Genomic DNA, 22,834 nt, shown 5'->3' with positions numbered 1-22,834 from the left:
ATACTAATTTTAACATTATACAGCATAAACATTCATTGACATTGAAGGAAATCGTAGATGATAATTTAGTAGATTCATCAAGAAAATTGTGGAAATATGACAAACCAGATTTTCGAGGAGGCGGACATGGAAGCAACGTATGATCTGTTTACCATCAAAACGCAGTGTATGACTTTTTCTAACTACGCTTATCTCGGAATTGACAAGACCTCCCGTAAAGCTTTTGTTGTTGATCCGTCCTGGGATGTATCGCAGATGATTCAGATTTTGGAGAAGCAGGGCGCTTCCCTGGAGGCTGTACTGCTGACGCATTCTCATTTCGATCACACCAATATGGTCAAAAAACTGGAAATGCTCTATCACCCATCGGTCTATATTTCCAGAACAGAGGCGGACTACTACAGATACCGCTGCACCCGGCTCAGAACCGTTGAAGACATGGACCGGATACGTATCGGTGACACCCAGATTACTTGTCTGGTGACTCCCGGGCATACGCAGGGAAGTGTCTGCTACTGGGGTGAAGACAACCTTTTCTCCGGGGATACGGTATTTATCGAAGGCTGCGGCTTATGCGACAGCGAGGGGGGCTCGGCAGAGGATATGTATTACAGCATCCACCGGCTGATCCGGCTGATTCCGGCACATGTGCGTGTTTTCCCGGGCCATTCCTTCGGCGATCCGCCGGGCAAAGAGATGAGCTATCTCTATAAAAGAAATCTGTATTTCCAAATCGATGACATCAATCATTTTGTGAAATACAGGAACAGAAAGAACAATGCCAGAGTTTTTGATTTCAAATAAGCTGCTCAAATTCAGGAGGTACCGTAATGCACAGTGAAATGGTGTTTATGTTCTCCGGGCAAGGCTCGCAATACAACAAAATGGGTCTTGAATTATACGAGAATCAGCCTGTGTTTCGTCAAGCCATGGAACAGCTGGACCGTATTTTTCATGATTTGACCGGCAAAAGCGTAATAGAAGAGCTATATCTCAACACCAAGCGCAAGGGTTCCAGATTCGAGGATATCCTGTATACCCATCCTGCGATCTTCATGGTTCAATATGCGCTGGCGGAGACATTGAAGGCTGAGGGAATGACTCCCCGCTATACGCTGGGGGTTAGCCTGGGGGAATATGTGGCGCTGGCGGTGGCTGGGGTGCTGACGGCTGAGCAAGCGCTGGAGCTTATCGTGAAGCAGGTCGAGCTGCTCAAAAAGACCTGCAAAACCGGTGCGATGATTGCCATTCTGGACAATGAACAGCTGTATCACGGGAATGCGGAGCTGAACACCCGCTCGGAGCTGATTGCTGTGAACTTTGAGAAGCATTTTACAATCGCCTGCAAACGCGAGCATGTCAAAGAGATCCAGCAGTTCATCAAGGAACGTAACATCGCCAGTCTGAAGCTGCCTGTGAACTATGCCTTTCATTCCGCTTCCATCGATGAACTGGAGGAGCCTTACCGTACATATTTGCAGAAGATTGACTATAAGACTCCAGCCCGGGGAGTCCGTCTGGTATCGGCTATGACCGGGGGGAGCGTGCAGGCTGTGGGAGAGTCCTTTTTGTGGGATGTGCTAAGGAAGCCGATGAATTTCCGCGGTGCACTGGAGAGCCTGTCCTCCGGCGGGGAGCGGCTGTTTCTCGACCTGGGTCCGTCGGGTACGCTGGAGAATTTCAGTAAATACATTCTGGAGCAGCCGCAGGCCCGGCAGGTACGCTCTGTGATTACGCCAATGGGCAGCGAGCTGAAGAAGCTGAATGAGATCGTGGCTGAGTATGGGCAAATGAACCTTAAGAAAGAAGCGTGGGAGGCGAAGATGAAGATGAAGTCTTATTTATTCCCGGGACAGGGCGCGCAATTCATGGGTATGGGAGGCACACTGTTCAAGGAGTTCCCCGAATACACCGCGATTGCCGACCGGGTGCTGGGCTACTCCATTGAAGAGCTATGTCTGAAGAACAGCAGCAGGCTGCTGGATACTACCGCTTATACGCAGCCCGCGCTCTATGTCGTTAATGTCTTGTCCTACCTTAAGGAGCTGCGGGATTCCGGGGAGGCTCCCGATTTCGTAGCCGGACACAGCTTAGGCGAGTACAGTGCGCTGTATGCGGCAGGCGTGTTCGATTTCGAGACCGGACTTAAGATTGTGCAAAAGAGAGGCGCGCTCATGAACACGGCGACCGGTGGCGGTATGGCCGCCGTCATCGGGCTGACCGAGGAAGCCATTCACCGGATTCTCGCCGACCACCGCCTCGATAAGCTGGATGTGGCCAACCTGAATACGCCTACGCAGATTGCCCTTTCGGGGCTGATGGAGGATGTGCAGGCCGCCAAAGAGATTTTTGAACAGAATGGAGCTTCTGCTTATGTCGTTCTGAATGTCAGCGGCGCCTTCCACTCCCGGTATATGCGCAGCTCGGCGCTGCAATTTCAGGAGTTCCTCAGCCAGTTCGAGTTCGCTCCGCCCTCTATTCCGGTTATCGCCAACTTGACGGCGCGGCCTTATTCCGTAGGTGATGCCGTACATTACATGACAGAGCAGATGGTCAGCAGCGTGAAATGGTCCGAATCGGTCCGTTACCTCATGGGCAGACACCCCGAAATGGAGCTGACCCAGATCGGCCCGGGTCACGTCATCGCAGGCTTGGTCAGCAAAATCAAACGGGAAGCGGAGCCGCTGATCGTGGATGATGCCGCCGAGGCCCGGCTGTTATTTGCCGAATCGGCATCAACTGCCGAAGCCGAGACAGCGCCGGAAACGGCTGAGTCCGATGCAGCAATTGAAGCTCTGAACACAGCTGAGCCTGCTGTAGTTGAAGCTCCGGCCGCAGATTTCACAGTGGAGCCGGAGCCTGTCCAGACGCAGGAAGAGGCGCTGGTACAGACTGCCTTCACCGGAACCCGGCTCGGAAGCGCGGCATTCAAGCAGCGCTACGGACTGGATTATGCGTATTTGCTGGGAGGGATGAATGACGGAATCTCCTCCTCAGAACTGGTTGTACAGGCTGGCAAGACAGGCTGTCTCGCTTTTCTGGGCGCAGGCGGGATGAAGCCGGCAGAGCTTGCAGATGCCATCCGCCATATCCGCCGGGAGCTGGGGAACAGCAAATCTATTGGGGTTGCCGTAACCTATCATCCGATCTATCCGAACCGGGAAGAGGAGCTGATAGATCTTCTATTGAGAGAGAAGATTCAATTGGTTGAAGCCTCCTCGTACCTCACCCTGACACCGGCGCTTGTAAAGTACCGTTTGCTGGGACTTACGAGAGCGGAGGATGGATCTGTGCGCCGTGCCAACCGGATCATTGCCAAGGTATCCCGGCCGGATATCGCTACACTGTTCATGCTTCCGGCTCCGGCCCGTATCGTGGACAAGCTGCTGGCTGACCGGCAGATTACGGCAGAGCAGGCAGAGCTGGCCCGGTTAGTTCCGGTGGCGGATGATCTTTGCGCAGCAGGTGATTCGGCAGGACCGACCGATCAGGCCAATCTCATCAGCCTGTTGCCGACGCTACTGCGTCTGAAGAAGGAATTGTCCCGTACCTTCGCTCCGGTGCAGGAGATGCACATCGGTGCCGCTGGAGGGATTGGAACCCCGGAAGCTGCAGCTGGCGTATTCCTGATGGGCGCAGACTTTATTTTGACCGGATCGATTAATCAATGCACGGTGGAGAGCGGCGCAAGCCCGGAGGTGAAGGAGCTTCTGGAGCAGGTGAATGTCTACGACATGGCCTATGTCCCTTCCCTGGAGCTGTTCGAGCTGGGCGGCAAGGCCCAGGTGCTCAAGAAGGGGTTGTTCTTCTCGGCAAGAGCCAACAAATTGTATGAGCTGTACCGCAATACCGGCTCTATTGCACAGCTGGACAGCAAGACGAAGTCTCAGCTGGAAGACAAATATTTCGGCCAGCCGATGACGGACGTCCTGGAGGTATGCAAGCGTGGAATGTCTGCGGAGGAGAAAGCAGCTGTCCAGGGTGATTCGAAGCAGCAGCTTGCGGCCGTCTTCAAATGGTATATCGCCAAAGGCAAAGCATCCGCCATCGCCGGTGAATCCGCCAATAAGGTCAATTACAGCATTATGTGCGGTCCGGCCATGGGAGCCTTCAACCAGTGGGTGAAGGGAACACCGCTGGAAGCCTGGAGAAACCGCCGGGCTGGCGAGATTGCCGTCACAATGATGAACGGGGCTGCCCAGATCATAAAAGGAGAGGTTCTCGTATGAACAAAGACCAGGTACTGGAAATTATGAAGAGTAAAATGATCGATATCCTGCCGGATTTGACCACCGAGCAGATTCAGAGAGAAGTAAGCATGAAGGACCTCGGCGCGAACTCCATTGACCGCTTTGATATTATTTCCGACACCATGGATGAGTTGAATATTAAGATCCCGCTGCTGCAGTTCGGGAGCCTGAAGAATATCGGTGAGGTCGTAGATTTCCTGCATGAGAATCTATAACGGTGCAGCCGGCTGGCGGTTTGAGGATTTCCGCCTGGTGACCGTCACCGGGATGGGTATCCTCAGCCCGGCAGCAAGCGGTGTGGAAGCCTTCGGGCGGTCCCTGAAAGACGGCCGCAGCGGAATTGGCTATCTTTCAGGATTAACCTATGCGGACGGACAGCCGCTGATCGGTGCTGAGCTGAGCGGGGAAGGGCTGCAGGAATCCTTCGGCCGCTATGAAGGGGATTTATCCCGGAACGCCGGCCGCTTGTTCAGAATTTCCGGCAAGTCGGTCAAGGCCTCGGCGCTGGCCGGGGCTGAGGCATGGCAGCAGGCGAAGCTGAATGTAAGCAGGCCGGAGGCAGAGCGGATCGGCCTGATCATTGCCGGAAGCAATATTTCTCCGGCGGTCAGCTATGCAGCAATGATGGAATGCGGACACCAGCTGGAGCTGCTCCATCCCAGATATGCGCTGAATTACATGGATACCCATCAGCTTGGGGTACTTAGTGAAATGTTCGGCATTCAGGGAGAGGGGGCGACGGTTGGCGGCGCCTCAGCCAGCGGCAATGCGGCGGTGCTGAGGGCAGCGCAAATAATCCAGCTCGGGATTGTCGATGTCTGTATGGTTATCGGACCTTTGGCCGATCTGTCCCCGCTGGAGCTGCAGGGCTTCCTCAATATTGGGGCGTACGGAGGCCGCAGCTTCCATGATGCACCCGCCGCGGCGTGCCGGCCGTTCGACAGCAGGCATGAAGGCTTCATCTTCGGACAGGCTTCCGCCTGCCTGATCCTGGAGGGGGAGGACAGTGCTGAGGCCCGGCAAGTGGAGGTACTGGCAACTATAGCCGGCGGGGCGGCTGCTCTGGACGGACACAGCCTGTCTGACCCGAGCGAAGATGGACAGGTGCGGACGATGGAGCAGGCGCTCCACACCGCCGGAATCGCCCCCTCTGTCATTGATTACATCAATGCGCATGGCACTTCTACACCGTTGGGGGATGTGACGGAGCTGAAATCAATCTCACGGGTGTTTGGCGGCCAGCTAAGTCACATCCGGTTGAATTCGACCAAAGCGCTGACCGGACATTGCCTGTATGCAGCCGGAGTGGTGGAAGCCGTGGCTACGATCCTTCAGCTGCAGGGGAATTTCCTTCATCCGCTGCCCTCTCTGGAGGACCCCATCAGCCGTGAGCACTATTTCGCTTCCAGCCTGGCGGAACCGGCGGGATTTACTTATGGGCTTAGCAATTCCTACGGCTTCGGAGGAATCAATACCAGCATTATCATCAGAAAAGGAGCAAGCTGAATGCGAGTAGGAATTGAGAGTATCAACTTTTACGGGGGGCCGGCGGTGATCTCCGCCCGCAGTATCTTTGAAGGCAGAGGCCTTGACCTCAGCCGGTTCGATAATCTGATGATGGACCGGAAATCTGTGGGTGTAGCCTGCGAAGATGCTGTAACAGGCGGAGTCAATGCGGCGAAGCCGATCATCGATGCCTTAAGCGAAGAGGACAAGAACCGGATCGAGCTGGTGATTACAGCCAGCGAGTCCGGTGTGGATTTTGGCAAATCGCTCAGTACCTATATCCATGACTATCTGGGGCTGAGCCGCCATTGCCGGTTGTTCGAGCTGAAGCAGGCCTGTTACGGCGGAACAGCCGGGCTGCACATGGCTGCCTGCTTCATCGCCTCGGGTGCTTCCCCCGGAGCCAAGGCGCTGGTCATCGCCACGGATGTAGCGAGAGCCGCAGCCAAGAGCACCTACGGTGAGCCGACTCAGGCTGTTGGAGCCGTGGCCATGCTCATCAGTGCCAATCCGGAGATTCTGGAGCTGGATTTCGGCGCAACCGGACATTACAGCTATGAGGTGATGGATACCTGCCGGCCGCTGCCGGAGATCGAGACCGGGAACCCGGATTTGTCGCTGCTGTCTTATCTGGACTGCCTGGAGAATGCCTATAAGAATTATAAAGAAAAGGTGGACGGCGTCCATTTTCAGGAAACCTTTGATTTCCTGGCCTTCCATACGCCCTTCGGCGGCATGGTCAAAGGTGCACACCGCAAGCTGATCCATGAGGAGCTGAAACTGAGAGGCCCGGCAGTCCAGCAGGATTTTGACAAAAGAGTCGCCCCGTCCCTGACCTACGGCATGCAGGTGGGCAATGTCTATTCCGCAGCTTTATACCTCAGCCTATGTAGTCTGATTGATCAGGCGGACATTGCGGATTACCGCAGAGTCGGGTTATTCTCCTACGGCTCAGGCTGCTCTTCGGAATTTTACAGCGGGGTGATTACGCCGGAATCCGTAAGGAAGCTAAGTGCGATGAATATTCAGGCGGGGCTGGACAGCCGATATAAGCTCAGCTTTGAGGAATATGACGACATCCTGGACCAGAACGTGGAGTGGCTGTTCGGGATTCGGGACAAGAAGGTGGATTTCTCCGGATTCAGCCGCATCTATGATCACTTTTTCAAGGGCAAAGGTTATCTGGTTCTGACCGAAGTCGATGACTTTCACCGCAAATATGCGTGGAGCTGACAAGTGACTGCTATGGAGTATCATTCTATTGCCGTAAGTCACCTGGAAGAAGGGCTCTACAGCATCCGGCTGAACCGTCCGGAGCATAAGAACAGTATCACCGCCACCCTGGTATCAGAGCTGCAGCATGCCTTAGGGATGCTGGAAGAGCTGAGCGCCTGCCGGGTGATTGTCCTTGAAGGTACGGGCGGCTATTTCTGTACCGGGATGAATTTTCAGGCGTTTACGGACGGGGAGGTCGACGCACCCGGTGATTCTGCCGCCCCGCCATCCGTAGATTTTTTGCAGACGATGAAGAGGATCGGCGAGCTGTCCAAGATGGTGATCGCCAAGGTAGACGGGCAGGTGCTTGCCGGTGGTGTGGGGCTGATGGCTGCCTGTGATTATGTGGTCGCTTCGCCGCGTTCCACCTTTGCCCTGCCCGAAGCGATCTGGGGCCTCGTGCCTGCTCTGGTCAGTCCTTATCTAATCCGGCGGACCGGCTATTGGCAGGCGTACAAGATGACCTTGACCACACTGCCCTTGTCCTCGGAAGAAGCGCTAGGGTGCAGACTGGCCGATGAAGTGGCTGCTGATCCGGATGCCAGCATTCTGCGGCTATACCGGAGAATCAGCCGGATCACGCCGCAGACAGTAAGGGAGATCAAAGGCTTTTTCCGGCAAATGTGGATTATCAACGAAACGATGGAAAATGACGCCGTAGCCGAGATTGACAAGCTGACCGCTTCCGCAGAAGTCAGAGAGAACATTCAGAATTATGTGCGTTACAAAAGATTTCCCTGGGAAAAAGAATAGGGGCACAGAGATGCTATATACAACCTTCGCAAGGCAATATGAACAGTTCCTCTCCCAGACGGTAAGAAGGCTCAGCTTTGATCTGGAAGGCCCGGAGGATCGTTATGGGCTGAAGCTGAGTGTGGTCTCCCTGCCGCAGGAGGACGGGCCTCTGGATTATCTGAGTGCGGCGGAGAAGGAGCAATACTTCGGCTTCAAATATCCCAGACGCCGCAACAGCTACCTGCTCGGCAAGCTGGCCGCCAAGATGGCCGTGGCCGGGGAGCAGGATGATCTGTCCGAAATTAAGATCGATCACGGGATTATGTGTCAGCCGCTGGTGGCCGGAAGGGACCGGAAGATTACGATTACCCATTGCGACACCCTGGGAGCGGCGGTTGATTATGACCCGCGCCTGCTGCTGGGCGTTGACATGGAGCTTGTGGATGAGAAGGCGATGGACGCGTTAAGAAGGATTACCTCCAAGGAGGAAGAGGGCCTGATGAAGGACATAGGACCTGAGCTTGCGCCGCCGTTCTTCCTGACCCTGCTCTGGACGGCGAAGGAAGCGATGTCCAAGGTGCTTCAGACCGGCTTCACCGTTCCCACCGATCTGTTCGAAATCAAAGCTTGCGCATGCAGCGGACATGGAGTGATCAGCCAGTTCAAGAATTTCCCGCAATTCAAGGCCATATCCGTTCTGCGCCGTGAATATGTTTTTACCATTGTGCTTCCGGCCAAGGCCATGACTGACGGCTCGGAAGCCCGGTTAATGCAATGTCTGCAAGAGATGCTGCCATTATAACGTAAGAGTATCAACCATTTCAGGAGGTGCTTTATGAAAAGTCTCGTCCTTTACACAAGCGTCTATGGAAGTACGAAGCAGTATGCAGAATGGATCGCGGAGGAGCTTGGAGCCGATCTCGCGGACATCGACACGTTTGACATTAAGCAGGTAGGCCCGTATGACACCGTAATTATAGGTACCTATGTCCGGGTTCAGAAGCTGGTCATTGCCGATTATCTCAAGAAGGTCTGGGACCAGCTGAAGCATAAGAAGGTCATCCTCTTTTCCGTCTCCAAAACGCCTGTGCAAAGCGAAGCCTCCGTCAAAAACTACAACAAAAGCATACCCGAAAAAATCCGTGCCGGGCTGAAATATTTCCCGCTGGAAGGCCGGTTTAACTTTGAACAGCTGGCCGACAAGGATAAAACCATGATGAAGGTCGGACAGAAAATGACCCGGCTGTTCATGGGCAAGGAAATGGCCGAAGAAATGGTCAGAAACTGCGACGATGTGCGTAAAGAAAACATTTCGCCGATTCTCCAGGAACTGCGCCAGACCTCATGAGCAGGCCCGTGTCCAGGAAGGAGTGAGCGGATTGCAAATCGCTGTATGTGTCAAGCAGGTACCCTCCGCTCACATGGGGCCTGTTATGAACCCGGCGGATGTCTTTGCCCTGGAAGAGGCGCTGCGGATCAGGGAGCGCCAGGGCGGAAGTGTAACCGCCGTAAGCATGGGAGCAGAATCCGCAGCCCAGATCTTGCGGAGCTGCATCTCACTGGGTGCGGATGCAGGCGTGCTGCTGACGGACAGGCTGTTCGCAGGCGGGGACACACTCGCAACGGCCACTGTGCTCTCCCGTGGGCTTGAGCTAACAGGCAAGCCGGATCTTATTCTCTGCGGCACCCATTCGACTGACGGGGAGACCGCGCAGGTCGGTCCCGCCCTGGCGGAGAAGCTGGGCACTGCGCACATCACGCATGTGCTGGAGATCCTCGCCCTGGAGGAGCAGCACATCACCTGCAGGCGGATGACAGAGACCGGTTTTGAAATTGTGCAGCTGATGCTCCCGGCCCTGATAACGGTGCATAAAGGCATTAATCAGCCGCGGATGGCGACCATTAATGGAATTCTGAAGGCTAACCGCTGTGAAATCACCAGGCTGTCCGCCCAGGACCTGAGCCTGGACAAGCAAGCCTGCGGGCTTGCGGGATCGCCCACCCGGGTGCAGGCAACCCGGAATGCCGCAGACCGGCAGGTGCCCTTCACAGTAAGCGGCAAGAGCCTGCGGGAGCAGATTGAGGAGATCGCGCAGCTTTTGACAGCTAAGAATATGTCACCGGGTATATGATGCTTTTTCTAAAATATAAGAATTTATATGTTTCACATGATAACTTATCCTTCTATTTCTCGCTGAAACAGTACCGTTCTTACAAAAGGACGGCAAAGCCGTTTCCACTTGTTATTTTCATTCAGATAAGGAGGCTCCCATGCCGGATCAGAGCCTGCGGGCCAGAGAATATGAAGGTCTCATGATTGCCGGTGAATACGCGGAAGGACAGCTTAGCCCGGCTGTATATGAGCTGCTGGGCTCAGCCCGTGAGCTGAACCGGAAACTGCAGACGGACATTGCCGTCGTGCTTATCGGAAGCGGTACTTCAGCCTATACGGCCTCCTGCATCAGCCATGGCGCGGACACCGTCTATGTGCTCGATCAGCCCGGCCTCAGTCCGCTGAGCGAAGAGGTTCATACGGAGCTGCTGCATCAGCTGGTATTGGAGGTTAAACCGGAAATCCTGCTGCTTCCCTCCACTATACATAGCAAATCCATCGCCGCAAGATTAGCTGCAAGGCTTAACACCGGATTAACTGCGGACTGCACAGAGCTAGACATTGATCTGCCTAGCCGGGTACTGCTGCAGATCCGGCCAGCCCGGGAAGGGGCGTTAATGGCGACCATCTGCTGCCCGGAGGCCAGACCGCAAATGGCGACAGTCCGGCCCGGGGCCATGCCCCCTTGCGTACCCGATCCGCAGCGGACCGGACGGATTATACATCCGCAGCTCCAGCTTCCATCCGTGCTACGCACCTCTATCCTTGAGGTGATCAAGAGCAGAGAGGCGCCAGGCTCCGCCGCTTCCGGTATTATCGTTGCCGCAGGAAGGGGCGTGTGCAGCAAGGAAGGAATAGAGCTGGTCAGAGAGCTTGCCGCATGTCTGGGTGCAGAGCTGGGTGCAACAAGACCCGTGATTGACCAGGGCTGGCTGGATTATTCCCGGCAGATTGGCTTAACAGGCCGGAATGTGAGCGGCAGAATCTATATCGCCGTCGGCATTTCGGGAGCGGTTCAGCATACTGTGGGCATCCGCAGAATGGACACCGTGATTGCTATCAACAGGGACAGGACAGCCCCTATTCTGGGACTGGCAGCGCACGGTATTGTTGCCGATCTGTTCGAGGCGGTGCCGCTCCTGATTGAACAGGTTAGACAAAACATAACAGTAGGCAGGTGAGCATATGGAAGAACGGATAAGCTTTGCACAGTTCCAGGGAATCTTTGCCGAATATTTGGGGATTGAAGCTTCAAGACTGACCCCTGAGGTCAATCTGCTGCTGGAGCTGGGGGTGGATTCTTTATCTTTGGTCAATGTGATGCTTAGGCTCGAAAGAGAGTACCAGGTCATGTTCAATCCCGAAGACCGGGTAATGACCCGGACACTGGGCGAAGCCTATGAGCTGTTTGACAACTATAGAAGTTTGGTCCGGGACGCGCAGACCGGCAGTTAATCATCTTGATGCAGAGGAGCATGACCATGTTGAATCTGTCTATACGTGCCCTATCCTATTACATCCCCAAGGGGCGGATGACCAACGGGGAGATCGTAGATTTGTTTGCGGAGAAGTACTTTCACCATCTGCCGAAGGATGATTTGGAGCAGCTGGTGTACGGCAGCAAGCGCAAGCTCGATTTCCTGGAAATCACGAACCGTTCCTGCTCTGCGGACTACCGGGAGGAGAGCTCTGTGCAAATGGCCGTTAAGGTCTCGCAGGAAGCGATCCGCAAAGCGGGAATTTCCGCAAGCGACATCGATCTGCTGCTGTTCGTCGGTGTGTGCAATCCCTTCCGCGAGCCGTCGTATTCGATTATTCTGGCGCATGAGCTGGGAATGACCCGGGGCAATTATTACGACATCAACGACACCTGCAACGGGTTCCTGAAAGCGATGGAGCTGTCCAGCCTCTATATTCAATCGGGCAAATACCGCAATATCCTCGTTGTAACCAGTGAGAATCCGCTGGAGCTGCTGGAGGCCTCCAACTATGCGGGCAAGGTCGGCAGTTTTGAAGAAGCGGATTACAAAATGAATCTGCTGTTCGCCGGAGCCGGAGCCGCCGCGATGCTGCTGAGTGCCGACAATGGCAAGAAGTCCATTAAGTACTACGGGGAGCAGAGGAACCATGCGGATTGGGAGCTGTCGCTGTATGTATCGCCCAAAATCCATATGCCCGCACCAAGGTTCGAGGGAATGGATTTCATGAGCTGGGCGGACGGGCGCGGGATTGCCGCCAAGGTCATCCGCGACATGCCCGGCTTTGTCTATGAATTCCTGGAGGAGCATGAGCTGCGCAAAGACAACATTGATTATATCTTCTCCCACCAGTTGGGCCGCAATATCACCAATTCGCTGCTGAACAAGCTGGAGGTCAAGATGGAGAAGGTCTTCCCCGTTAATACCTTCCCCGAGAACGGCAACATGGGCAGCGCCAATATTCCCGCCGGTCTGGCGATTGCCGAAGAGCAGGGGCTGCTGCATAAAGGCGACTCAATCCTGCTGCTGGGCAGTGCCTGCGGCTTAACCTACGCGGCGGCATACCTCATATGGTAAGGGAGGAAGGCAGATTATGACGGCCACGAATTTTCCCGTTCCCAAGCTGATCGTAAGAGAACCGCTCGACACAGCAATCATCCGTAAAAAGGTCGCCTACGGCAACTATTCCTGCACGGACAAGCTCGTGCCCATGATCAGGGCGCGTGGCACCAATCTGCAGACGGATAGTGAAGGGAATCTGCACATTATCGGCTGGCAGCGGGATATCACCCGCATGCGCAAGCAGGATGTCTCCCTGTCCTTCATGGTTCATCTTACCGTCAGCCCGGACGGACTGATTCTGGAAGCGGCGGTGGATGATCTTTTTAACGGCGGCAAGGGTGTGCTCTGTTCCAGGGATTACTTGGAGCAGAAGCTGAAGGAGGAGCTGGAGGGTCAGTGGTTTGACAAAAAACTCGCTGCCCGGCTCCGCTTTGACCGGTTTAAATGTTTTCATATTTTTGAGATTATGAGCGGGATCTACAGCTCCTATTTCATGCACAAGCAGCATGGGGACACTGGACCCGGCGCTTTATTTTATGAGGAAGATATCGTAGACATTTACGCCGCTGAAGGCAATCTGTATTTGACCGGGCTCCAGGCGTTCAGCGGTAAGGAGGACATCAAGTATACGGTCGTCCTGTACGATGTGTTCAATCATATTACCTTCGACCAGGAAGGTTATATGAAGCTGAAATCTCCGATTCTGGCGGAGTTCTACCTGGACAGGGAGCTGGTCCATACAGACGAAATCTATCAGAAGGACAAGGATTATATCTTCATCCGTATGCAGAAGTTTCTGTTCGTATGCGTGGAGAAGCTGAAGGCGGTGCTGTTTCCGGATTTTGCGGACAAAATGATGAACACCAACCTGGCTCCCGGCGCGTTCATCGGGATCATCATGCAGGCCATCGGCATCCGCTCGTTCTCGAACAACTTCAATTATATCCAGTATATTATGACGGCCATGCAGCGCCCCCGCAGGCTGCCGGGCTGTATCGGCGCCATTCTGAATGAGGAAGAGGCAGCGCAGCATTTCGAAGGCTTTGATTTATCCTATTTGGGCTAACAAAGGAGACTAGGGCACACCGATGATCCAATATGAACGTTTGACCATTGACTGCGTGCTGGACACACTACAGAGGGATTTCCCGGACAAGCCTGCGGTGGTGTTCGAGCAGGAGACTGTCACCTTCACGCAGCTGTATGACTATTCCCTCACCATTGCCGGTAATTTGCTGGACCTTGGGATCAAGAAGAACGACAAGGTGGCCGTGCTGCTGCCCAACAGTCTTGAATATCTGTACGTCTACTTCGCCCTCTTCAAAATCGGCGCGTGGATTGTTCCCGTCAGCACGCGATATGAACCGGATGAAATCCGGCGGATTCTGGACAATTCCGATGCGGAGACGATCATTTACCAGGACCGGCTGGGCATTTTCAACTATGAGGAAATTCTCTTGAACGGGCTTCGGCCCGAACTGCCGGCGATCCGCAATTATATCGTGCTTGGCGATGAGCCTGCACCGGGCAGCATGTCATTTGCCGGGCTGCTGAAGCCGCTCACAGTCCCTTTTCAGGACAGACAGCTCGAGTCTATTGATCCTGAGGATATTGCGATTCTCGGCTACACCTCCGGAACCACCGGCCACCCCAAGGGCGTGATGATCACGCACCGCAATCTGGTGGCCACCTCTTACTATGGCGGACAGCTGCTGGATATACACGATGATATCGGCTTCTCGATTGCTCCTCTCTATGCTGCGCAGGGCTTCAATGCCGTGCTCGTCTACTTTGTCTCCTGTATCACGATGAAATGGATCGCAAACTTCAATCCGAATGATATTCTGACCCATGTCGCCAAAAACGGGATCAACCTCTTTCACACCCAGCCGACGATGTGGAGCCTGATCCTGGCCATGCCTTACTGCAAGCCCGGGCTATTCAGGGAGCTGCGCAAGGTCGTGGTCTCCGGTTCCCTCTGTACCCCGTATTTAGCCCGCTCCATCGAGGAAACGACCCGCTGCACGCTAATCAATGCCTACGGCATTATTGAGGCTACGGGTCTGGTCACAATGACCCGGCTGGATGATCCGCCGGAGGTCCGGCTGAACACAGTCGGCAGGCCGATTGAAGGCTTCGAGGTCAAGATTGTAGACCGGGACCGCAAGGAGCTGCCGAAGGGCGAGATCGGGGAGCTGGCGATCCGGGGCTATCTGATGAAGGGCTATTACAACAACGAAGCCAAGACGCGCGAGGTAATTGATGAGGAAGGCTGGCTGTACACCGGGGATTTGGCCTGTTATTACAAGGACGGCGTCAATATTTGCATTGCCGGCCGCATCAAGGATATGGTCATCCGCGGCGGCTTCAATGTCTACCCGGTAGATATTGAAGAATGTGTGCTGAACATGGACAAGGTTGAGGATGTATCAGTTGTCGGGGAGCCGGACGAGATTCTGGGTGAGGCCCTGGCTGCTTTTGTGATCCCAAGGCCCGGAGTTCTGCTTACCGAAGGTGAGGTCAAAGCCTATTGCCGCGGCAAAATCGCCAACTATAAGGTTCCGGACCGGGTGCATCTCGTCTCCCAGCTGCCGGTGCTGGAATCCGGAAAGGTGCAGAAGAACATCCTCCGAAGATGGGCCGTAGAGGGTATTCCGGCGGAAAGCCAGTTTTTGCTCAATGACACGATCGTCAGAGGCATGGCCGGGGAGCTACAAGATAACCCCGCTAAGTGAGGTTTTAGCTCAAATTCTTATATTTCAATAAATCACAGGTCGAGGGGCGCTTATTGTGGATTTCAGCTATACCGTGGAGCAGCTGCAGATCTGCGGCTTAATGGAGGAATGTTGTGAGCGGTATTTGAATGACGGAGTGTATGCGGATGACGAGAGCGGCACCTTCCGCAGGGATAAGTGGTCCCGATTAGCCGGTACCGGCTTGCTCGGGCTTCCCTTTCCGGCAGCGTATGGAGGAGCGGAGCAGGGAATGCTGACCACGGCGCTGGCGATCCGTTCGCTGGCGCGCCGCTGTCAGGATGAAGGCCTGGTCTTCTCGGTATGCGCTCAAATGTCAGCGGCCCAAGTGCCGCTATGGGTATATGGTAGTGAGGAGCAGCAGGCCGGGTATCTGGCACCGCTCATTGATGGAAGATTCATCGGCAGCAGTGTAATTACGGAACCTGGGGCGGGCTCTGATTCTTCCGCCATGACCACCTCTGTCGAGAAGGAACCGGAAGGTTATATCCTGAACGGCATCAAAACCTTTGCTACACTCGCCCCGGAGTCCGACATCCTGCTGGTGTACGGCAAGCATGCGGGAGGCCTGCCCATGCTGGATGTGTCGGCCTTTATTCTGGAAGCGCGGCAGCAGGAATACGAGATTGGACAGGTCTTTGAGAAGATGGGCCTGCGGACCAGCCCGATGAGTGAGGTTCTGCTGAACCACACCCGCATTCCGGCCCACAGGCTGCTGGGACGGGAACGGCAGGGGATGGGTATTTTTTTCAAGGCGATGCTGTGGGAGCGGATTATAGTCAGTGCTTATCATGTCGGAGCTATGGAACAGCAGTATGAACAGACCTATCAGTATGCGGGCCAGAGGAAGCAATTCGGACAGGCTATCCGCTCCTTCGAAGGGGTCTATGACAAGCTGGTCCAGATGAGAATCCGGCTGGAAACAAGCACGCTGATGCTGTATAAGGTGTGCGAGGACTTTGACCAGGGGCGCTGCGGAATGCACAGCGCCTCCATGCTGAAGCTGCATACCTCCGAATCCAAGGTGCAGAACAGCCTTGCGGCAGTGCAAATCTGGGGAGCTTACGGCTATGTGAAGGAGAGCCCGCCGGAGAAACAGATGCGGGATTCCCTTGCTTCCAAGCTGTACTCGGGAACGAGCGAGATGCAGAAGAAAATTATGCTGGAAGGTCTGGGGGAAGGGTATGAGTGATTTTCTGCTGCAGCATTACCTGCTCCGCAGCGCTGAGCGCTGCCCGGACCAGACTGCGCTGCGCTTTGAAGGCAGGGAGCTAAGCTACGGTGAGCTGCTTCGGCGCAGTATTCAAATCTCCGATGCACTGATCGATACCGGCATGGAGCCGGGGGAGACCGCTGCAATCTGTCTGGACAAGTCCCCGCAGGCGGTATGCGCCATGTTCGGCGTGCTGTTCACCGCAGGGGCGTACATCCCGCTGGACACGAGCTACTCTCCTGTACACAGAATGTTGACCATTCTGGAGCAGAGCGGGACGCGGTTTCTGGTTACTGATGGTGCGAATCTGCTGAAGCTGCTGCAAGGTGCGAATCCGGAGCAATTGGAGCGGCTGAGGTTACTTCATATACTGCTGGTGGAGGGGGGCGCCGAACTGGACGACGCAGATTTCGGCATGATCGTTCAAGCTGCGCCGGATCAGCCCCTGCGCCATTTGTACAAGGGCAGAAGACAGCCGATCAGCGAGGATCTGGCTTATATTCTGTACACTTCAGGCTCCACAGGAGTACCCAAAGGCGTGATGATTACCCACCTGAATGCCAGAACCTTCATTGACTGGTGCTGCGGTTACTTCAAACCGGAAGGACATGAACGCTTCGCGGCCATCGCACCTTTTCATTTTGACCTTTCGGTGTTTGATATTTTCGTGCCGATTGCCGTGGGGGCAACGCTCGTCCTCCTGTCGGCTGAAGTCATTCAGCATCCGGCGCGTTTTACCACGGCCATCGAACAGGGGGAAATTAGTTGGGTCTATTCCGTGCCCTCACTCTGGGCTGCCGTGGTCCAATACGGCCGGTTGCCGGCAGGCGGGCTGCCTTCGCTGCGGGGCGTGCTGTTTGCGGGCGAGGTTCTGCAGCCGAAGCTGCTGCACCAGGTGATGGAGCTGCTGCCAGAGGCGGATTTCTACAATCTGTACGGGCTGATTGAAACCAACGTCTGTACCTATTATCCGCTGAGTGAGCAAGACGGTATACGCGACACTCCCGTACCGATCGGGTATCCCTGCGGAAATACCGGAGTTGTCGTGGTAACCGCTGACGGACGCATTGCCGGTGCCGGTGAAGAGGGTGAACTCTGTGTAAGAGGCTCAATAGTCATGAAGGGCTATTACCGCAACCCTCTGCTTACAGAGCAGAGCTTCCGCAGCATACCGCCGAATTGGGGTCTTGGAGACAAGCTCTACTGTACCGGGGACATGGCTATGGTTAACGAAGACGGAGCGCTCGTCCTGATTGGCCGTAAAGACGCCTTGATTAAGCGTTCTGGCTTTCGCATTGAGCTTCCGGAGATTGAACGCGTGCTGCATGACATGGAGAATATTCTGGATGCCGCGGTCGTGGATATCCAGGATGGTGAAGGCTATCCGCTGATCTGCGCTGCCGTGATTGTGCATGAAGCTGGCAGCTTCACCGTGCTTGGGCTGAAGCAGGCTGTCGGCAAGCTGCTGCCCCGGTATATGATTCCCGATATGGTGCATGTCTTTGACAGGTTCCCTACAGGGGGGAGCGGCAAGGTTGACCGGCAGCAATTGAAGCATGAATTCCGCAAGCGGCTCTGAAGGAAGATGAGGGGAGAGAAGACTGTGCAGATGCAGGACAAGCTGTATGAGATTATCGCCAGCGTATGCTACTTCGACAAGGAGGAGCTGCATCCCGGCTTGTCGGTTGAGGGTGATCTGGCCATTACCTCGGTGATGATTGTAGAGATTATCGCGATGGTGGAGAGCAGGCTTGACGTGAACCTGGAAGAGCATGTAGATGAGCTGCTCAGCTGTGAGACGCTGGGCGAGCTGACAGCGCTGACCGCTGAGCTGGGCAGGGAACATTCGCTGGACAGCCTTCCGGGGAGGTGAGACCTTTGGCCAACTTTCATTCCAATTCCAAGCAGTCCCTTTCTGCTGCTGCCACGCTTCATGGAGGGTTCGAAGTCCGGGCAGCCCTGCATCCGGAGCATACGGCCATTGTTTTTGCCGGACAGTCAATAAGCTACCAGCAGCTGAACCTGCGTGCCAATTGCCTGGCGCATGAGCTGATTGCCCGGGGCGTTCGTCCGAATGATCATGTAGGCGTAAGTGTGAAGCGCAATATGAATCTGGTTATTGCCCTGCTTGCCGTGTTAAAAAGCGGCGCGGCCTACGTCCCGGTGGAGCCCGGCTATCCGGCCAGCCGCAAGAACTATATTCTGCAGCATTCCGGGGCCTCTGCTGCGATCTGTGAAGACGATGAACCGCTCGATGTGCTGGTTCAGATCCGCCTAGGGTCTGCCGAAGCTGGCGCAACCGCTGCTTCCTCAGCATCCGGCTATCCGTCAGACAACCCGGATCTTTCCATTGACGGCAGTGCTTTGGCCTATATCATGTACACCTCCGGCTCTACCGGCACGCCCAAAGGCGTAATGATCGAGCACCGTTCCGCCGTGAATTTAATCTCCTGGGTGAACCGCGAGCTGGATATGGGCAGCCGTGATAGAGGCTTGTTCGTAACCTCGGTGTGCTTTGATCTATCTGTGTATGATATCTTCGGCCTGCTGGCCGCCGGAGGCACGATCGTCCTGTGTCCGGAGCCGCAGATTACTGATCCTGACAGCTTAACACGGCTGCTGCTGGAGCAGAGGATCACCTTCTGGAATTCCGTCCCGACCACACTGCATGTTCTGGTCCGGCACTTGGCGGAGTGTATCCCTGATTTCGCCCAATTGGAATTGAGGCACATCTTCCTGAGCGGAGACTGGGTTCCCCTGGAGCTGGCGAGGAACTACTCCCGCTATTTCCCCCGGGCGAAGCTGACTGCTCTCGGCGGGGCTACGGAGGCTGCGGTCTGGTCCATCTATTATCCGGTTACGGAGGTCCGGGAGGACTGGACAAGCATTCCCTACGGGCTACCGGTTGAACAGAATTATTGGTACATTCTTGACGAAGACCTGCAGCCGGTTACGGCGGGAGAGACAGGTGAGCTGTATATCGGCGGTATCGGGGTAGCGCGCGGCTACATCAAGGACCCGGTGAAGACGGCACAAGCCTTCATGCCGGACCCCTTCCGCGAATCTGAGGCAGACCGGATGTACAGGACTGGCGACCTGGGCCGGATGCGGGAGGACGGAACTATCGAATTCCTCGGCCGCCGCGATGATCAGGTCAAGATCCGCGGCTTCCGCATCGAGACGAAGGAAGTGGAGAAGCTGCTGCTGGAATATCCGGGCATCCGGGATGTTGCCGTTATGGCCAGGAGCCACAGTTCAGGGGATAAATACCTCTGTGCCTATCTGACTGCCGCTCAAGCCGTCTCCGGCGCTGCACTTAAGCAGTACCTGGCTGCGCGCCTGCCTGCTTATATGCTCCCGTCCGTGTTCGTCCGGCTGGAGCAGTTCCCGCTGAATGCCAACGGCAAGGTGGACAAAAAGCAGCTGCCTGAGGTTTCTCTGCACAACATGCTTACGGATAGTGATTTCTCACCCTGCACCACTCCGTTGCAGCAGTCCATTTGCCAGGCATGGCAGGCTGTCCTGGAGCTTGAACCCATCGGAGCGGACCATGACTTTTCCGAAATTGGCGGAAGCTCGATTGAGGCGGTTACGCTGCAGAGTGAGCTTGCCCGCAGGGGCATTCCCCTTTCTTACGAAGAGCTGCTGAGCGCCTCTACCATTAGGGCGCAGGCCGGGCTTGTGGAAGCGGGAGTTACTCCGCGGGTAAGTGCGGCCTGTATCCCGCCGGTTCAGGTTCACTGCGGGGAAGTCGCAGCTGCCTCCAGCCTCCCGCTAAAGATCATAACGGAGCCGAGCTTGTCCCGTTATTTCACACAGCCGCAGCCGTTTAACGATCTCTATTACAAAAGCTGCTTATATAACTCACTATTTCCTGTACTGAATGTCTTTGGCCGGAATATCAACACGTTTCTGAGCAGCGATATGTTTGTGTATATTCTTGATTCTGCACAGGCAGAGCCGTACCTCTCTGCTGCCTGCATGGAATCCGCGCCCCCGGAAGCTATTCTGGAGCAGCTGCACCTTACGGCCCGGTATGAGTCCCCGCAGGGCGGGAATGGGCTGAAGGAGAGGCTTATCCCTGGGCTGGCCCGGCAAAGCCTGTTCATTCTCTGGGTGGACAGCTTCTATGAACCGGCCCGTAGAGACGCTTATATGAAGAAACATCTTGCCCACACGCTGCTGGTCTACGGTTATAGTGAGGCGCAGGATCAGTTTATTGTGCTGGAGCACAGCCATAAGGATGCGCTGAACTACAGGGAACGGACTCTGGCAGCAGAGGATCTGCTGAACAGTTATCAGGGGTACCGCCAGCATCTAATGTCATCTGCGCAGACGTACACCTTGATGGAATTCCCGCGTGTCCAGCAGCCGTACACCTATGAACTGCTGCCAGATGTTAATCGACTTAATTGCCTGTACCGCACACAGCGGGACGCCATTACGCAGAGCCTGCTGACGTTGTCCGCCTTCAAAGATCACTATACTTCACAGCACTGGAGTTATACAGAGCAGCACGTCAACCGCCAGATTGCTGGCCTGAACGCCATCATTGATTCTAAGCGGGCTGAAAAGTACCGGCTGGAGCGTCTTCTTACCGAACGGCAAGCGGCTGCGGCCAGGCTCGGAGAAATTACCGGTGCATGGATGGACATCCGCAGTGACCTGATCAGGTGCAGCAAAGGCATTGCGCTGCCGGACACTTGGAGAACTGTTCATAGCCGCTTACTGGAAGACATTGTACACAAGGAGCAGGAAGTCATGGAGATGATGTGCCGCCCGGCAAGCCGGGGCAAGGAGGGAGCTTGGCAATGAATCAGACCATTCAGAATCAGCTGCATTATTTATCGCAAAAGTACAACGAATATAACCTTCCCATGTATTTAAGCTATCCGGTGGACAGCCACTGGCGCCAGCCTGCGGATGAATCTGCTATAGCTCAGGAGCTTAAGGAAATCGAAGAAGCACAGGTTTATGTGCATGTTCCGTTCTGCAAGTCGATCTGCTATTACTGCTGCTGTGACCGGGTGCTGAGCGGCAAGGATGAAGACAAGGATCAATATATCGATGTGCTGGAGCAGGAGCTGGCACTCAAGCTCTCCGGCCGTGCCCGGAAGCTGAAGTCCGGTAATCTGCACTGGGGTGGGGGGACCCCGGCATATTTGAATGAACGGCAGATCGAGCGGCTGTACGGAATTATTGCCCAGTATGTGGACTTTGAAGATAACGCCAGAATCAAGCTGGAGGCTTACCCGGACAAGCAGATTGTTACCGAAGGCAAGCTGCGGCTGCTGAAGGCACTGGGTTTTAACTATATCAGCTTTGGCATTCAGGACTTTGATGCCCGGGTTCTGAATGCAATTCACCGGGAATGCGATCTTGAGGATACGCGGGAGATTATCGGCCTTGCCCGGAGCATGGGCTTCACCGTCAATGTGGATTTATGTTATGGCCTGCCCTTTCAGGGACTCGGAGAATTCGAGCGTACCTTGCAGGAGATCGTGCGGATTGCCCCAGATAAAATCGTGGCTTTTCCCTATGCCCATTACCCGGCCATTTATCCGCTGCAGCGCAAAATCCCGCATCTCAGCCTGCCCAATAATTACATGGTGTCCCGCCTGTTCGAGCTGGCCCGCCAGGTTTTATCCCAGGACTACACTGAGATGGGCAGTGATACCTTTATCCGCAACAACGGGCGGGAGAAGCATCCCGGAACGCATGTGGTTCGTGATTTCATGGGCTCCTCCGAAAGAAGCAGCCAGCATCTGCTGGGTCTGGGCAAGTCGGCCGTTAGTAAGATTGGCAGTCTCTATTATAAGAATGTCCCGGCGATGGATCGGTACCGTGCCGCACTTGATTTGAGGAAATTCCCAATTGAGACCGGCAAAACCCATCTATTGTCCATCGAAGATGCCATTCGTGAGGATATCATCCTGAAGCAGCTGCTGGGCGGTAACCCTATTGACAAGCCAATGCTTCAGGAGTGCTTTGGTATCGATTTTGACTCTTATTTTCAGGAGGAGCTGAGCGTGCTTAGAGGCATGGAGAAGGATGGCCTGCTGCTGGGTGTGGACTCTCCGCGAATTACAGTAACCCTTACCGGTACGTACTTTATCCGGGCGATTGCCCATGTTTTTGATCCCTACTACAAATCCACCAGGAATGGAGAAAATAGTATATGAAAATCACAGAACAAGTTACAATGATCGTAGCGGGTTTGACCCGTATTCCGGCAGGGGAGCTGCACCTGGATACCGATATTTTCGAGTCCAGATTACTGACCTCCCTGGGTCTCCTGGATCTGGTTGCCAGATTGGAGCAGGAATTCAAGATTATTATTCTGCCCGAGGAACTGATTCATGAACACTTCGCGAGCATTGCTACAATTATCGGGTTTATCGATAACAAGCTGGCGGAGGCTTCATAACAGCGAGAGTCTCAGGACTTGC

At 54.9% G+C, this 22,834-nt stretch carries 20 protein-coding genes; all 20 read left to right on the top strand.

Annotated elements, in window-relative coordinates; translation table 11 throughout:
• The first annotated feature begins 126 nt into the window (after positions 1 to 126).
• The 20 genes from R50912_RS17380 to R50912_RS17285 all read left to right on the top strand — a co-directional run bounded on the left by R50912_RS17380 (position 127) and on the right by R50912_RS17285 (position 22,812).
• Complete coding sequence (locus tag R50912_RS17380; protein ID WP_039291928.1) at positions 127 to 804, top strand: MBL fold metallo-hydrolase; 678 nt, start codon at positions 127 to 129, stop codon at positions 802 to 804.
• 26 nt (positions 805 to 830) lie between these two features.
• Positions 831 to 4,229, top strand: a complete 3,399-nt coding sequence (gene fabD / locus R50912_RS17375) for an ACP S-malonyltransferase (protein ID WP_042236667.1) — start codon at positions 831 to 833, stop codon at positions 4,227 to 4,229.
• The gene (locus tag R50912_RS17370; RefSeq protein WP_042236666.1) at positions 4,226 to 4,465 is read left to right on the top strand and encodes an acyl carrier protein; all 240 of its coding nucleotides are present in this window, start codon (positions 4,226 to 4,228) and stop codon (positions 4,463 to 4,465) included. Before fabD ends, R50912_RS17370 begins: the two co-directional genes overlap by 4 nt.
• Positions 4,452 to 5,756 carry a beta-ketoacyl synthase N-terminal-like domain-containing protein gene (locus R50912_RS17365; RefSeq protein ID WP_042236665.1) on the top strand — a complete coding sequence of 435 codons (1,305 nt, stop codon included), beginning with the start codon at positions 4,452 to 4,454 and terminating at the stop codon, positions 5,754 to 5,756. The genes R50912_RS17370 and R50912_RS17365 overlap by 14 nt, the downstream gene beginning before the upstream one ends.
• Positions 5,757 to 6,989 carry a hydroxymethylglutaryl-CoA synthase family protein gene (locus tag R50912_RS17360; RefSeq protein WP_042236664.1) on the top strand — a complete coding sequence of 411 codons (1,233 nt, stop codon included), beginning with the start codon at positions 5,757 to 5,759 and terminating at the stop codon, positions 6,987 to 6,989.
• Between the two features lie 12 nt (positions 6,990 to 7,001).
• Positions 7,002 to 7,784 carry an enoyl-CoA hydratase-related protein gene (locus tag R50912_RS17355; protein WP_042242612.1) on the top strand — a complete coding sequence of 261 codons (783 nt, stop codon included), beginning with the start codon at positions 7,002 to 7,004 and terminating at the stop codon, positions 7,782 to 7,784.
• A 10-nt stretch (positions 7,785 to 7,794) separates the two neighbouring features.
• Positions 7,795 to 8,568 (top strand): 4'-phosphopantetheinyl transferase family protein, encoded by a 774-nt coding sequence (locus R50912_RS17350; RefSeq protein WP_042236663.1) that lies wholly within the window; start codon positions 7,795 to 7,797, stop codon positions 8,566 to 8,568.
• 33 nt (positions 8,569 to 8,601) lie between these two features.
• Positions 8,602 to 9,114 carry a flavodoxin domain-containing protein gene (locus R50912_RS17345; protein WP_042236661.1) on the top strand — a complete coding sequence of 171 codons (513 nt, stop codon included), beginning with the start codon at positions 8,602 to 8,604 and terminating at the stop codon, positions 9,112 to 9,114.
• Positions 9,115 to 9,145: 31 nt separating this feature from the next.
• The gene (locus tag R50912_RS17340) at positions 9,146 to 9,898 is read left to right on the top strand and encodes an electron transfer flavoprotein subunit beta/FixA family protein (RefSeq protein WP_042236659.1); all 753 of its coding nucleotides are present in this window, start codon (positions 9,146 to 9,148) and stop codon (positions 9,896 to 9,898) included.
• A 139-nt stretch (positions 9,899 to 10,037) separates the two neighbouring features.
• A complete protein-coding gene (locus R50912_RS17335; protein WP_042236656.1) occupies positions 10,038 to 11,060 on the top strand; it encodes an electron transfer flavoprotein subunit alpha/FixB family protein in 1,023 nt (340 codons plus the stop codon).
• Between the two features lie 4 nt (positions 11,061 to 11,064).
• Positions 11,065 to 11,334, top strand: coding sequence for an acyl carrier protein (locus R50912_RS17330; RefSeq protein ID WP_042236653.1), 270 nt, complete (start codon positions 11,065 to 11,067; stop codon positions 11,332 to 11,334).
• Between the two features lie 26 nt (positions 11,335 to 11,360).
• Entirely contained in the window at positions 11,361 to 12,434 is a 1,074-nt protein-coding gene (locus R50912_RS17325) for a 3-oxoacyl-ACP synthase III family protein (protein ID WP_042236651.1), read from the top strand.
• A gap of 16 nt (positions 12,435 to 12,450) precedes the next feature.
• Entirely contained in the window at positions 12,451 to 13,485 is a 1,035-nt protein-coding gene (locus R50912_RS17320) for a hypothetical protein (protein WP_042236650.1), read from the top strand.
• A 22-nt stretch (positions 13,486 to 13,507) separates the two neighbouring features.
• Positions 13,508 to 15,154 (top strand): class I adenylate-forming enzyme family protein, encoded by a 1,647-nt coding sequence (locus tag R50912_RS17315; protein WP_042236647.1) that lies wholly within the window; start codon positions 13,508 to 13,510, stop codon positions 15,152 to 15,154.
• Between the two features lie 55 nt (positions 15,155 to 15,209).
• Positions 15,210 to 16,364: an acyl-CoA dehydrogenase family protein gene (locus R50912_RS17310; RefSeq protein ID WP_042236643.1), complete on the top strand. Its 1,155-nt coding sequence runs from the start codon at positions 15,210 to 15,212 to the stop codon at positions 16,362 to 16,364.
• A complete protein-coding gene (locus R50912_RS17305; RefSeq protein WP_042236641.1) occupies positions 16,357 to 17,964 on the top strand; it encodes an amino acid adenylation domain-containing protein in 1,608 nt (535 codons plus the stop codon). Before R50912_RS17310 ends, R50912_RS17305 begins: the two co-directional genes overlap by 8 nt.
• Before the next feature lie 30 nt (positions 17,965 to 17,994).
• Entirely contained in the window at positions 17,995 to 18,258 is a 264-nt protein-coding gene (locus R50912_RS17300) for an acyl carrier protein (RefSeq protein WP_231637901.1), read from the top strand.
• A 5-nt stretch (positions 18,259 to 18,263) separates the two neighbouring features.
• On the top strand, positions 18,264 to 21,200 hold the full coding sequence (locus R50912_RS33350; protein ID WP_052416439.1) for a non-ribosomal peptide synthetase: 2,937 nt from the start codon (positions 18,264 to 18,266) through the stop codon (positions 21,198 to 21,200).
• On the top strand, positions 21,197 to 22,567 hold the full coding sequence (locus R50912_RS17290) for a radical SAM protein (RefSeq protein ID WP_042236638.1): 1,371 nt from the start codon (positions 21,197 to 21,199) through the stop codon (positions 22,565 to 22,567). The genes R50912_RS33350 and R50912_RS17290 overlap by 4 nt, the downstream gene beginning before the upstream one ends.
• Positions 22,564 to 22,812, top strand: a complete 249-nt coding sequence (locus R50912_RS17285) for a phosphopantetheine-binding protein (protein ID WP_039291970.1) — start codon at positions 22,564 to 22,566, stop codon at positions 22,810 to 22,812. Before R50912_RS17290 ends, R50912_RS17285 begins: the two co-directional genes overlap by 4 nt.
• Positions 22,813 to 22,834: the final 22 nt, after the last annotated feature.

Origin of the sequence: Paenibacillus sp. FSL R5-0912 (assembly GCF_000758605.1) — a bacterium.
GTDB lineage: Bacteria > Bacillota > Bacilli > Paenibacillales > Paenibacillaceae > Paenibacillus_AQ.
Note: the sequence above shows the minus strand (reverse complement) of the source record. Positions and strands in the feature narration are given on the sequence as shown.